Raw genomic sequence first — 12,133 nt, 5'->3', positions numbered from 1 at the left:
CCGAGTCCTCCGTATGTCTGAGTCGAAACGACTGTTTTTCGCCATTGAACTTCCCGCCACGCTTCAGCGGCAAATCGTCCGCTGGCGCGCGGAACACTTCCCTTCGGAGACCGGTCGTCCTGTTGCGGCGGCGAATATGCACCTGACGCTGGCCTTTCTGGGCGAGGTAAGCGCGGATAAACAGCGCGCGTTAGCCACGATGGCCGGACGCATTTCCCAGCCGGGGTTTACGCTGCATCTTGACGATGCCGGTCAGTGGTTACGCTCACGCGTGGTCTGGCTGGGCACGCGCCAGCCGCCGCGCGGGTTGTTACAGCTGGCAAATATGCTGCGCGCCCAGGCCGCACGCAGCGGCTGTTACCAAAGCCCGCAGCCGTTTCATCCACATATCACATTGCTGCGCGATGCCGGTCATGCCGTTGCCATTCCGCCACCGGGCTTTCACTGGGCCTTTCCGGTGACCGAATTTGCGCTTTATGAATCTGTCTTTGCACGGGGACGCACCCGCTACACGCCGCTACAGCGCTGGTCGTTGGGTGACGCACTAAGGAAATCTGATGAAGTTTAGTCCTGCTCTACAGCACGCCACGCTTGTCCAGCGTTACAAACGCTTTCTCGCCGACGTGATCACGCCCGAAGGTGAACAGCTCACCCTGCACTGCCCCAACACCGGTGCGATGACCGGTTGCGCGACGCCGGGTGACAAGGTCTGGTATTCCACATCAGAAAATACTAAACGCAAATATCCCCATACCTGGGAAATGACCGAGACGCAAAACGGGGCGTTTATATGCGTTAATACATTGCGTGCAAACCAATTAGTGAAGGAAGCGCTGACAAATAATGCCCTCCCTGAACTGGTAGGCTACAACGTGCAAAAAAGCGAAGTGAAGTATGGCGATGAAGGCAGCAGAATTGACTTTATGCTACAGGCGGAAGAACGGCCTGAGTGCTATATTGAAGTAAAATCAGTGACGTTAGCGGAACAGGAAAATGGCTACTTTCCGGATGCGGTAACGCTGCGTGGCCAGAAGCACCTGCGAGAGCTAATGAGTGTAGCGGCGGCGGGCAAACGCGCCGTGTTGCTGTTTGCGGTTTTGCATTCAGCCATTGAACGATTCTCCCCCGCCCGCCATATCGATCCTAAATACGCGCAATTGTTGAATGAGGCACAAAAGCAGGGGGTGGAGGTTTTCGCTTATAAAGCGGAACTTTCTGCCGATAATATGACTCTGAGATCCTCTCTTCCCATTGTCTTATAAGGGAATAGACGATTGACTATTATGTGTTCTGGCCGCGTGCGCAAATACGCTTTTCCTCACAGGCTTGTCAAGTGTTACGTTTAGATAATTGCCATACGGAAAAGCATCTGCTATTTATAGCGACCTGATTTTTCCCCCAACACGGGGATCGATAGTGCGTGTTAAGGAGAAGCAACATGCAAGAAGGGCAAAACCGTAAAACATCGTCCCTGAGTATTCTCGCCATCGCTGGGGTGGAGCCGTATCAAGAGAAACCGGGCGAAGAGTATATGAACGAAGCCCAGCTGTCGCACTTCAAGCGTATTCTTGAAGCATGGCGTAATCAACTCAGGGATGAAGTCGATCGCACCGTTACACATATGCAGGATGAAGCTGCAAACTTCCCGGATCCGGTAGACCGTGCCGCTCAGGAAGAAGAGTTCAGCCTCGAACTGCGTAACCGTGACCGCGAACGCAAACTGATCAAAAAGATCGAGAAAACGCTGAAAAAAGTCGAAGACGAAGATTTTGGCTACTGCGAATCCTGCGGTGTTGAAATCGGCATTCGTCGCCTGGAAGCGCGTCCAACCGCCGATCTGTGTATCGACTGTAAAACGCTGGCCGAAATCCGCGAAAAACAGATGGCTGGCTAATGCCACCCCTCTAACTACTACAAAGGCGGGAGTCTCTCCCGCCTTGTTACTGTTGATATGTCTGAATCACACTATATTGGGCGCTTCGCGCCATCTCCCTCCGGTGAATTACACTTCGGCTCGTTAATTGCCGCGCTCGGCAGCTACCTGCAGGCTCGCGCCCGCCAGGGAAAATGGCTCGTTCGCATTGAAGATATTGATCCTCCGCGTGAAGTTCCCGGTGCAGCAGAAACGATTCTGCGTCAGCTGGAACATTACGGTCTTCACTGGGACGACGAAGTGCTTTGGCAGTCACAACGCCATGATGCCTATCGGGAACGTCTGGCGTGGCTCTATGAACAAGGGCTGTCTTATTACTGTACCTGCACCCGCGCGCGTATCCAGAGCGTAGGTGGCGTCTACGACGGCCACTGCCGCACGCTGAACCACGGTCCGGAAAATGCCGCCGTGCGTATACGGCAGCGTTCCCCGGTGACGCGCTTTACCGATCTCCTCTCCGGAGAGATTCATGCTGATGAACGTCTGGCATGTGAGGATTTTATTATTCACCGCCGTGACGGCCTGTTTGCCTATAACCTGGCGGTGGTCGTCGACGATCATTTCCAGGGCGTGACGGAAATTGTGCGCGGGGCAGACCTGGTTGAACCGACCGTGCGACAAATATCGCTTTATCACCAGTTTGGCTGGACGACACCGGACTACATTCATCTGCCGCTGGCGGTCAATGCGCAGGGCTTTAAATTGTCAAAGCAGAACCACGCGCCCGCCCTTCCAGACGGCGATCCGCGCCCTGTTTTGATCGACGCGCTGCGGTTTCTCAACCAAAATGTAACCAACGAATGGCAGGATCTGCGTATTGACGAACTGCTGGATCTGGCCGTCGCCCACTGGACGCTCGAGGCCGTGCCAAAAATCCAGCATTCTCAAATGCGTTGCGCTGAGCTATGATTAGCCGCTTTTTTCATAACAAAACACACTACGAGGTGTACTATTTTTACCCGAGTCGCTAATTTTTGCCGTAAAGTGCTAAGCCGCGAAGAGAGCATGGCTAACGACGCTATTGCGCAAAACCGCATGTCGGTTATTCCGCGTGAGCAGCACACTATTTCCCGCAAAGATATCAGTGAAAATGCCCTCAAGGTGCTCTATCGTCTGAATAAAGCAGGCTACGAGGCCTATCTCGTTGGCGGTGGGGTGCGTGATTTACTGCTGGGCAAAAAACCGAAAGATTTCGACGTGACGACCAGCGCCACGCCAGAGCAGGTACGCAAATTATTCCGTAACTGCCGTCTTGTTGGCCGCCGTTTCCGCCTTGCGCACGTCATGTTTGGTCCGGAAATCATCGAAGTGGCGACATTCCGTGGCCATCACGAAGCGGGCGTATCCGATCGCACGACGTCCCAGCAGGGCCAGAACGGCATGCTGCTGCGTGATAACATCTTCGGATCCATTGAAGAAGATGCCCAGCGCCGCGATTTCACCATCAACAGCCTTTACTACAGCGTGGCGGATTTCACCGTACGGGATTACGTTGGCGGTATGCAGGACCTGAAAGAAGGCCTGATTCGCCTGATTGGCACGCCGGAAACCCGCTACCGCGAAGACCCTGTGCGTATGCTTCGCGCCGTGCGTTTCGCGGCCAAATTAAATATGCGCATCAGCCCGGAAACCGCCGAGCCGATCCCGCGTCTGGCCACCCTGATCAACGACGTTCCACCTGCTCGCCTGTTTGAAGAGGCGCTGAAGCTGCTGCAGGCGGGTTACGGATATGAAACCTACACCCTGCTGCGCGAATACAGCCTGTTCCAGCCCCTCTTCCCGACCATTACGCGCTGCTTCACCGAAAACGGTGACAGCCCGATGGAACGCATCATTGCGCAGGTGCTGAAGAATACCGACACCCGCATCCAGAATGACATGCGTGTGAACCCGGCATTCCTATTTGCCGCAATGTTCTGGTATCCCCTGCTGGAAGCAGCGCAGAGGATCGCGCAGGAAAGCGGTCTGGCCTATTACGATGCCTTTGCGCTGGCGGCAAACGACGTGCTGGATGAAGCCTGTCGTACGCTCGCGATCCCAAAACGTATCACCACGCTGGTGCGCGACATCTGGCAGCTTCAGCTGCGCATGTCCCGTCGCCAGGGCAAACGCGCCTGGAAGCTGATGGAGCATCCGAAATTCCGCGCCGCGTTCGACCTGCTGGCACTGCGCGCTGAAATTGAAAAGAACCAGGAACTGCAGCGTCTGGCGCAGTGGTGGGGTGAATTCCAGGTTTCAGCACCGCCCGAGCAAAAAGGAATGCTGACCAATCTGGATGAAGAGCCAGAACCGCGTCGTCGTCACCGTCGCCCGCGCAAACGCGCACCGCGTCGCGAAGGCTCAGCGTGACCCTCGCCTATATCGCCATCGGCAGCAATCTGGCCTCTCCGCTGGAGCAGGTTAACGCTGCCGTTCAGGCACTGGGGGAGATCCCGCAAAGCCGCGTCGTGGCGGTCTCCTCTTTCTACCGCACGCCACCGCTGGGCCCGCAGGATCAGCCTGATTACCTGAACGCCGCCGTTGTGCTCGACACGACCCTGGATGCCGAAACGCTGCTGGATAATACCCAGCGTATTGAGCTGCAGCAGGGTCGCGTACGCAAAGCCGAACGCTGGGGGCCGCGCACGCTCGACCTCGACCTGATGCTGTTTGGCAACGAGATAATCAATACCGAACGCCTCACCGTTCCGCATTACGACATGAAAAACCGCGGTTTTATGCTCTGGCCGCTGTTTGAAGTTGCCCCCGATCTTATCTTCCCCGACGGCCTCTCTCTGAAGGCCGTGCTGGAAAGCATCCGCGCGGAAAAACCCGCCTGCTGGTAAACCTGTTTTATTGCCGATTAACCATCAAATAATTATGGTTAATCGGTTACCTAAAATCATTGTTCCCTCCAATGTTACTGTTAGAATGCGCAAAGATTCGTTTTTGGGTTACCAGGAAACAGTATGAAACCAACCACCATCTCCTTACTGCAGAAATGCAAACAGGAAAAAAAACGCTTCGCCACCATCACCGCGTACGACTACAGCTTCGCCAAATTGTTTGCTGAAGAAGGTATCAACGTCATGCTGGTCGGGGACTCGTTAGGGATGACGGTACAAGGACATGATTCCACGCTGCCAGTGACGGTCGACGATATTGCCTACCACACCCGCGCCGTGCGCCGGGGTGCGCCTGCCTGCCTGCTGCTTTCCGATCTGCCGTTCATGGCTTACGCCACGCCCGAGCAGGCCTTCGACAATGCGGCGGCGGTGATGCGTGCCGGGGCCAATATGGTCAAAATCGAAGGTGGTGCCTGGCTTGTGGAGACGGTGAAAATGCTCACCGAGCGCGCAGTGCCGGTCTGCGGACACCTGGGTCTTACGCCACAGTCAGTGAACATCTTTGGCGGCTATAAGGTGCAGGGCCGCGGTGACGCCGCCCAGACGCTGTTTGATGATGCCCTGGCGCTGGAAGCCGCAGGCGCGCAGCTGTTGGTGCTGGAGTGCGTCCCGGTTGAACTGGCGGAACGCATCACCGAAGCCCTCTCCATTCCTGTGATTGGTATTGGCGCGGGTAACGTCACTGATGGTCAGATTCTGGTGATGCATGACGCCTTTGGTATTACCGGCGGGCACATTCCTAAATTTGCCAAAAATTTCCTGACTGAAGCAGGCGACATGCGTGCTGCGGTGCGGCAGTATATTGCCGAGGTTGAGTCCGGCGTATATCCGGGCGAAGAACACAGTTTCCATTAAGGAGTCTTGTTGTGCTAATCATTGAAACCCTGCCGCTGCTGCGCCAGCACATCCGTCGTGCGCGTCAGGAAGGTAAACGTATTGCTCTGGTTCCCACCATGGGCAACCTGCACGATGGCCACATGAAGCTGGTCGACGAAGCGAGAGCGCGTGCAGATATCGTGGTGGTCAGTATCTTCGTTAACCCAATGCAGTTTGACCGCGCAGACGATCTGGCGCGCTACCCGCGCACCCTGCAGGAAGACTGCGAGAAGCTCAAAAAGCGCCATGCGGATATCGTCTTCTCTCCTGCCCCGGCGGATGTCTACCCGCAGGGCACAGACGAAGCAACGTACGTGGATGTTCCCAGTATTTCGACCATGCTGGAAGGGGCCAGCCGCCCAGGACACTTCCGTGGCGTTTCAACCATCGTCAGCAAGCTGTTCAACCTGGTGCAGCCGGACGTTGCCTGCTTCGGTGAGAAAGATTTCCAGCAGCTGGCGCTGATCCGCAAGATGGTCGCCGATATGGGCTATGACATCGAGATCGTCGGCGTGCCGATTGTGCGAGCCAAAGATGGCCTGGCGCTCAGCTCCCGTAATGGCTACCTGACCGCTGACCAGCGTAAAATCGCGCCGGGCTTAAGCAAGGTTATGAACACGATGGCGGAGCAGCTTCTGGCAAAAGAGTTAACGGCGGAAGAGATTATTGCTCTTGCTGAACAGGCGCTGAACGACAAAGGTTTCCGCGCTGATGATATACAAATCCGAGATGCAGACACGCTTCTGGAGCTTTCAGAGACCAGTAAACGTGCGGTCATTCTGGTGGCGGCATGGCTTGGTCAGGCTCGTCTGATAGATAATAAAGTGGTTGAGCTGGCGTAGTTTTCGCCCTTGATAATTGAAGGTAAACGTAATGATTCGCAAAATGCTGCAAGGTAAGCTTCACCGTGTGAAAGTCACTCAGGCAGACCTGCACTACGAAGGCTCCTGCGCGATCGATCAGGATTTTCTCGACGCGGCGGGTATTCTGGAAAACGAAGCCATTGATATCTGGAACGTGAATAACGGCAAGCGCTTCTCAACCTATGCGATTGCCGCCGAGCGCGGTTCTAAAATCATCTCTGTTAACGGCGCGGCGGCGCACTGCGCTGACGTGGGCGATATTGTCATCATCGCCAGCTTCGTCATGATGTCCGACGAAGAAGCGCGTCGCTGGCAGCCAAAAGTCGCCTACTTTGAAGGCGACAACGACATGAAACGTACCGCTAAGGCAATTCCTGTTCAGGTTGCCTGATACTTCAGGGGTTGTTTGCGCCAGCAACAGCCCCTCCTCCCGATGTTCTTATCATTATTATCTTTTCATGCGCCCTTAATAATTATTTATACATACATATTAGTATAAATAACCAGCCTTCATTCACTCCATCATATAAATAATATAAACCCTGATTTTTTCATAGAATCACAATAAATAATATTGTTTTATTACTTTTCCTGAAGATTTAAAAATTATACCTAAGACAAGTAATTTCGTCCAGTTACGGTTATTTCAAAACCTGCACACGCTGAACTTAACATGCTGTTTTTAAACCAAAAAACAACAAGTTTTAGTTATCTTACAAAATAGATTAATGACAAATTGTTATACAGAAAAATAAAACTAAATATAGTTAGTCTCGTTTCATTGAAACACGACTTCATTTAAAAACTTCATTAAAATGGATTTAAAATGTTTAAGAAAACGCTTCTAACTGCTTCTATTATCTTTATGGCAACAGGTTCAATTTCAGCAATGGCAGCCGACCCTGTTCCTTCTGATACAGGTACTGTAACTTTCCACGGTATGGTTTCTAACAATACCTGTAAAGTGTCTCTGGATCAGAAAATTGACCAGGATGGTAATGATTTCGACGTTAACCTGGACACCGTATTTGTTAAAGATTTCGCCGCTGAACTGGGCACCACCAGCACCCTGGGCGAAAAGAAATTCGCTCTGACGCTGACTGGCTGTGATCCTCTTACCGTTAAGAAAGCGTCTGCTCAGTTCGATTCATGGGCGGGTTCTACTTCAACTTCCGGCGGCCTGCTGGTTCCACCAGCAAACACCCAGGGCGCAGCTAAAAACGTCAACCTGGTGCTGTCAAACGATGGCAACTCCGCTACCGATCAGATCAAACTGGATCAGGCGAACAACACTCAGAGAGCCACTGTTGACGCAACTGGCGCAGGCGCATTGTACTACCGTGTAGCTTATACCCAGGGTCAGAACTGGAATACAACCACCAACCCGGTATCTGCTGGTGTTGTTCAGGCTCAAGCAGCCTTCACTATGATTTACGAATAATTTTAAGTTCATAGTTTGAATACATAGTCCATCCCCTGACGTCTGTCGGGGGATTATCAAATATCATTCCAGTGGAAATGGAAAAATGTTAAGCAAGGCATTGTATAAAGGAATAAAAGCAGCATGTCTTTCTGCCGCTGTTTTCACGTCATTTCAGGCAAGTGCTGATATCGTTATTTCCGGGACGCGTATTGTTTATGAGCAGTCGCAGAAAGATGTCATTGTCTCTTTAGACAACCGCGGTAAAAAACCACTGCTGGTACAATCATGGCTTGATGATGGTCGTGATAATACCAACCCACAAGAATTAAAGTTACCGTTTATTATTACGCCACCCGTATCCAGAATCGATCCACAAAAAGGTCAGTCCGTTCGCATCTCCTATTTGGGCGGCGCATTACCGCAAGATCGTGAATCTTTATTCTGGTTCAACGTACTTGAAATCCCACCAAAATCAAAACTAAAAGAGGGGGAAAGCCCAAACCAGCTCCAGCTGGCATTCCGTACACGCATTAAGCTTTTTTTCCGTCCTGATGGCCTAAAAGGTACGCCAGGGGATGCAGCATCTAAAGTCATGTGGTCACAGCAGAAACAAGGTAATGCCTATAATCTTGTTGCCCGTAACGACTCACCTTATAACGTCTCTATTTCGAACGTCACGCTGAAATCAGGTGGGAAAGTATATCAGGTTGAACATAAATCCATTTTACCGTTTAGCACTCAGGCTATGCCGGTAAAAGGATTAAATACTGCTGCTGCCGGTTCTGTCTCCTACGAAACCATTAATGACAATGGCGGTTCAGATACTTTCGAAGCCAAAGTTAATTAATAGCCACAACACAACCATATTATAAATATAAACGTTTGGATGTTTTAAGCATTTAAACGACGATTTATTTGGATGACGTATGCTATTTCAACGCTCACTCTTGTGTCTCGCTATCTGTGCAGCATTACCTCTGCATGCCAGTGAGAATGGAAAAAAAACAGTAGACACCACTTCCGAATCAGAATTGGCCATTGAATTTAACGATCAATTTCTTATCGATAATGGTGGAGGTATCAACGTTGAGCGTTATGCTTACGGCAACCCTGTTCTGCCGGGTACTTACCGCGTAAAAGTGAACTTGAATGGTAATTCCAAGTCCACAGTTGAAATGACGTTTATTGACAATAAAACGCCGCGTGCTTCAGCATGCCTGACGAAACTCATACTGAATCAATCGGGCATAGACACCCGTATGTTAGATGATGACGTCAAGAACGATGAAAACGCCTGTGTGGATATTAAGAAATTTTATCCAGGCGCATCTGCCAATTTCGATAGTAACAAGCTGGAGATGGATCTTAATTTCCCGCAGATTTACGTGCTTAAGCTACCGGCAGGATATGTTGATCCTTCTTTATGGGACAATGGCGTTCCCGCCGGATTGCTGTCATACGATCTCAACGCCTGGCACAGCGAATCTGATGGCTCTGATTCTAATACCGCTTATGCGGGGCTGCGTTATGGTCTGAATATGGGTCCGTGGCGTTTACGTTCTCGCGGCAGTTTGAACTGGGATCAGGATAACGGCTCACACTACTCAAGCCAGGATATTTATCTTCAGCGTGATATTACACCGCTTAATGCGCAACTGGTCTTTGGTGACTCCTTCACGCGCGGCGACACCTTTGACTCGGTCAATCTGCGCGGCGCACGTATGTACAACGACGATCGCATGCTCCCGCAAGGGTCTTCTGGCTATGCCCCCGTGATTCGCGGTGTAGCAAACAGCAACGCCAAAGTCAGCGTAATGCAAAGCGGCAACAAAATTTATGAAACTACCGTGCCACCCGGCGCATTTGAGATCGACGATCTCAGCACGACGGGCTACGGCAACGATTTGATTGTCACCGTTGAAGAAGCTGACGGAAGCAAACGCACCTTTACCGTGCCTTTTTCGTCGGTAACCCAAATGCTGCGTCCGGGCTCGACACGTTGGGATATGGGGGTCGGCGAGCTGAACGATGACTCCCTGCGCGAGAAACCCAACGTAGGCTATGCCACCTTTGCATATGGATTAAACAATACCTTTACGGGCTACACCGGCGTGCAATACACAGATATGGATTTCTATGCGGGTCTTATTGGCCTGGCAATGAATACCCCTGTTGGTGCGTTCGCATTCGATGTCACCCAATCCTATGCCGATATCGACGGTCTGGATACGCTTAAAGGGCAGAGTTATCGACTGACTTACAGCAAGATGCTGGAAACGACGAATACCTCCTTTAACGTGGCAGCTTATCGGTTCTCAACCGAAGATTACCTCAGCCTGAATGATGCAGCGTCTTTGCAGGACAGCATCCATCGTGAGGAATACGGCAATAGATCCTATGACAGCAACGCTGAACTTTATGCCGACTATCAGCGAACCAAAAACCAGGTTCAGATCAGCCTTAACCAGCCGTTGAAGTTTAACGGAGAAGATAAGGGTTCACTTTATATCACCGGCACATGGCAGGATTACTGGAACGACACCAGTTCAACATCCGACTACAGCGTAGGCTACAACAATAGCTTTGATTACGGCAGCTACAGCGTGTCAGTGCAGCGTACCTACACGGAATCCGGTGAAAAAGACGACAGCGTTTATCTTAACGTTAGCATCCCATTCAGCGTCTTCGATCGTGACAAAACGCTTTCTGGTGGCTTTAACAATATCAACATGAGCATGCGCTCAGATTTAAAAGGCGGCAGCAGCTTCAACTCAACGGCGAGCGGAAGCGCTAAAAATAGCGACCTGAGCTATTCCGTTAGCGCATCGTCAAGCAGCGGAAATTACGGAAACCTGAACCAGGTCAGCGGCTTTAGCTCATGGAATAGCCCTTACGGCCCTCTTGGGCTTTCAGCATCCTTTGGTGATGACAATAGCAGACAGTATTCCGCGAGTTACAGCGGCGGACTGGTAGCCCACTCCGGCGGTATCGTAATGACCTCCGGCAGTATTGGTGAAACGGATTCACTGGCGCTGGTAAAAGCAAGTGGCGCAAAGGGGGCTCGCCTGGGCTATGGCCAGAACCGTATTAACAGCTCTGGATACGGCGTTATGCCCTATATGTCCGCCTACAGAGAAAACCGCGTCTCTCTTGATATCAGCACACTGGAAACGGATGTCGAAATTAAAAGTACGAGTGCAGTCGCCGTGCCGCGCAATGGCTCAGTGGTATTAGTTAATTTTGAAACGGACGAAGGCCGCTCGCTTGTTCTGGAACTGGAACGTTCTGACAAAGGCTTCATTCCGTTGGGCGCAGACGTACTGAATGAGAAAAACGATCCAATCGGAACGGTGGGCCAAGCCGGACAAGCTTATGTTCGCGGCGTCGAAGAGAAAGGCGTTCTTCGCGTGGTTTGGGGTAACGACAGTGCAAGTGCTTGTACCGTGCATTATCAGATCCCGGCGAATGCGAAAAAAGCGGGTCTGACGACCATTCTTAGTAATCAGCAATGTCAAATGTAACGGTATTTACAACAGGGAATTATGCTCATGGGAAATAAGATGAAGAAACAACATTGCGGATATTCATTATTCGCATTTGCGATGCTGGCAATATCAGCGTCTGCTTCGGCAACGGATTTGAACGTTAATTTCACTGCCAATATTCGCGAAACCACGTGCGATATGAAACTGATGGGTGGTACAGGTTCAGATACGGATCAAACGCTGACCCTGGGTACAAATGGTCAGGTGCGAATGGATGATATCAAGACGGGTAACATTACTGCACCATTTAAAATTATTTTGGTTGAATGCCCATCATCTTTGAAATCTCTGAAAACGACAGTGAAAGGTACGCCGGTAGGTATTTTACCGACGGCGCTGACTAACCAGTTAATTTCAAGCGGCGGTGCAAACTGGACCGGCGTACAAATTTCACGCGTATCAGCACCAGATGCACCATTTACGATTAACTCAACGGAAGATGCCAAACGTCTTGTCTGGACATCAACAGAATTAGCAAATAAAGAAGTGTCGCTTGTTGCCAAAATGCTTGAAACCAATACCGGTGAAATGACACCGGGTGCATTCAAGACTGTCGCTACCTTTGAATTTACTTACGAATGATCCAAGCAGGAAAACGGAGCAATATT

The 12,133-nt window shown here is 51.2% G+C and carries 13 protein-coding genes; all 13 read left to right on the top strand.

Going from position 1 to position 12,133, the window contains the following annotated elements; all coding sequences use genetic code 11:
• The first annotated feature begins 13 nt into the window (after positions 1 to 13).
• Entirely contained in the window at positions 14 to 568 is a 555-nt protein-coding gene (gene thpR, locus K5E19_RS13905; protein ID WP_221551733.1) for an RNA 2',3'-cyclic phosphodiesterase, read from the top strand.
• Complete coding sequence (sfsA, locus tag K5E19_RS13900) at positions 558 to 1,262, top strand: DNA/RNA nuclease SfsA (protein ID WP_221551732.1); 705 nt, start codon at positions 558 to 560, stop codon at positions 1,260 to 1,262. The genes thpR and sfsA overlap by 11 nt, the downstream gene beginning before the upstream one ends.
• Before the next feature lie 176 nt (positions 1,263 to 1,438).
• Positions 1,439 to 1,894, top strand: a complete 456-nt coding sequence (gene dksA, locus K5E19_RS13895) for an RNA polymerase-binding protein DksA (protein WP_001155232.1) — start codon at positions 1,439 to 1,441, stop codon at positions 1,892 to 1,894.
• 57 nt (positions 1,895 to 1,951) lie between these two features.
• Positions 1,952 to 2,842, top strand: coding sequence for a tRNA glutamyl-Q(34) synthetase GluQRS (gene gluQRS, locus K5E19_RS13890; RefSeq protein ID WP_221551731.1), 891 nt, complete (start codon positions 1,952 to 1,954; stop codon positions 2,840 to 2,842).
• 42 nt (positions 2,843 to 2,884) lie between these two features.
• Positions 2,885 to 4,282: a polynucleotide adenylyltransferase PcnB gene (gene pcnB / locus K5E19_RS13885; RefSeq protein ID WP_221551791.1), complete on the top strand. Its 1,398-nt coding sequence runs from the start codon at positions 2,885 to 2,887 to the stop codon at positions 4,280 to 4,282.
• Entirely contained in the window at positions 4,279 to 4,758 is a 480-nt protein-coding gene (gene folK / locus K5E19_RS13880) for a 2-amino-4-hydroxy-6-hydroxymethyldihydropteridine diphosphokinase (RefSeq protein ID WP_221551730.1), read from the top strand. The genes pcnB and folK overlap by 4 nt, the downstream gene beginning before the upstream one ends.
• 123 nt (positions 4,759 to 4,881) lie before the next feature.
• A complete protein-coding gene (gene panB / locus K5E19_RS13875) occupies positions 4,882 to 5,673 on the top strand; it encodes a 3-methyl-2-oxobutanoate hydroxymethyltransferase (protein ID WP_221551729.1) in 792 nt (263 codons plus the stop codon).
• An 11-nt stretch (positions 5,674 to 5,684) separates the two neighbouring features.
• Entirely contained in the window at positions 5,685 to 6,536 is an 852-nt protein-coding gene (panC, locus tag K5E19_RS13870; RefSeq protein ID WP_221551728.1) for a pantoate--beta-alanine ligase, read from the top strand.
• Positions 6,537 to 6,567: 31 nt separating this feature from the next.
• Positions 6,568 to 6,948, top strand: coding sequence for an aspartate 1-decarboxylase (gene panD, locus K5E19_RS13865; protein WP_006810068.1), 381 nt, complete (start codon positions 6,568 to 6,570; stop codon positions 6,946 to 6,948).
• A 435-nt stretch (positions 6,949 to 7,383) separates the two neighbouring features.
• Positions 7,384 to 7,998: a fimbrial protein gene (locus K5E19_RS13860; RefSeq protein WP_221551727.1), complete on the top strand. Its 615-nt coding sequence runs from the start codon at positions 7,384 to 7,386 to the stop codon at positions 7,996 to 7,998.
• Positions 7,999 to 8,083: 85 nt separating this feature from the next.
• Positions 8,084 to 8,827, top strand: a complete 744-nt coding sequence (locus tag K5E19_RS13855) for a fimbrial chaperone (protein WP_221551726.1) — start codon at positions 8,084 to 8,086, stop codon at positions 8,825 to 8,827.
• 79 nt (positions 8,828 to 8,906) lie between these two features.
• Positions 8,907 to 11,501, top strand: coding sequence for an outer membrane usher protein (locus K5E19_RS13850; RefSeq protein WP_221551724.1), 2,595 nt, complete (start codon positions 8,907 to 8,909; stop codon positions 11,499 to 11,501).
• Positions 11,502 to 11,540: 39 nt separating this feature from the next.
• Positions 11,541 to 12,107, top strand: a complete 567-nt coding sequence (locus K5E19_RS13845) for a fimbrial protein (protein WP_221551723.1) — start codon at positions 11,541 to 11,543, stop codon at positions 12,105 to 12,107.
• The last annotated feature ends 26 nt before the right edge of the window (positions 12,108 to 12,133 follow it).

The sequence above is a fragment of the Enterobacter sp. RIT637 genome, from assembly GCF_019718755.1.
Taxonomy (GTDB): domain Bacteria; phylum Pseudomonadota; class Gammaproteobacteria; order Enterobacterales; family Enterobacteriaceae; genus Enterobacter.
Note: the sequence above shows the minus strand (reverse complement) of the source record. Positions and strands in the feature narration are given on the sequence as shown.

Coding starts and splice junctions, on each gene's coding strand:
- dksA (WP_001155232.1), top strand. CDS start 1,439: ATGCAAGAAGGGCAAAACCGTAAAACATCGTCCCTGAGTATTCTCGCC.
- sfsA (WP_221551732.1), top strand. CDS start 558: ATGAAGTTTAGTCCTGCTCTACAGCACGCCACGCTTGTCCAGCGTTAC.
- thpR (WP_221551733.1), top strand. CDS start 14: ATGTCTGAGTCGAAACGACTGTTTTTCGCCATTGAACTTCCCGCCACG.
- K5E19_RS13860 (WP_221551727.1), top strand. CDS start 7,384: ATGTTTAAGAAAACGCTTCTAACTGCTTCTATTATCTTTATGGCAACA.
- panD (WP_006810068.1), top strand. CDS start 6,568: ATGATTCGCAAAATGCTGCAAGGTAAGCTTCACCGTGTGAAAGTCACT.
- gluQRS (WP_221551731.1), top strand. CDS start 1,952: ATGTCTGAATCACACTATATTGGGCGCTTCGCGCCATCTCCCTCCGGT.
- K5E19_RS13850 (WP_221551724.1), top strand. CDS start 8,907: ATGCTATTTCAACGCTCACTCTTGTGTCTCGCTATCTGTGCAGCATTA.
- K5E19_RS13855 (WP_221551726.1), top strand. CDS start 8,084: ATGTTAAGCAAGGCATTGTATAAAGGAATAAAAGCAGCATGTCTTTCT.
- panB (WP_221551729.1), top strand. CDS start 4,882: ATGAAACCAACCACCATCTCCTTACTGCAGAAATGCAAACAGGAAAAA.
- K5E19_RS13845 (WP_221551723.1), top strand. CDS start 11,541: ATGAAGAAACAACATTGCGGATATTCATTATTCGCATTTGCGATGCTG.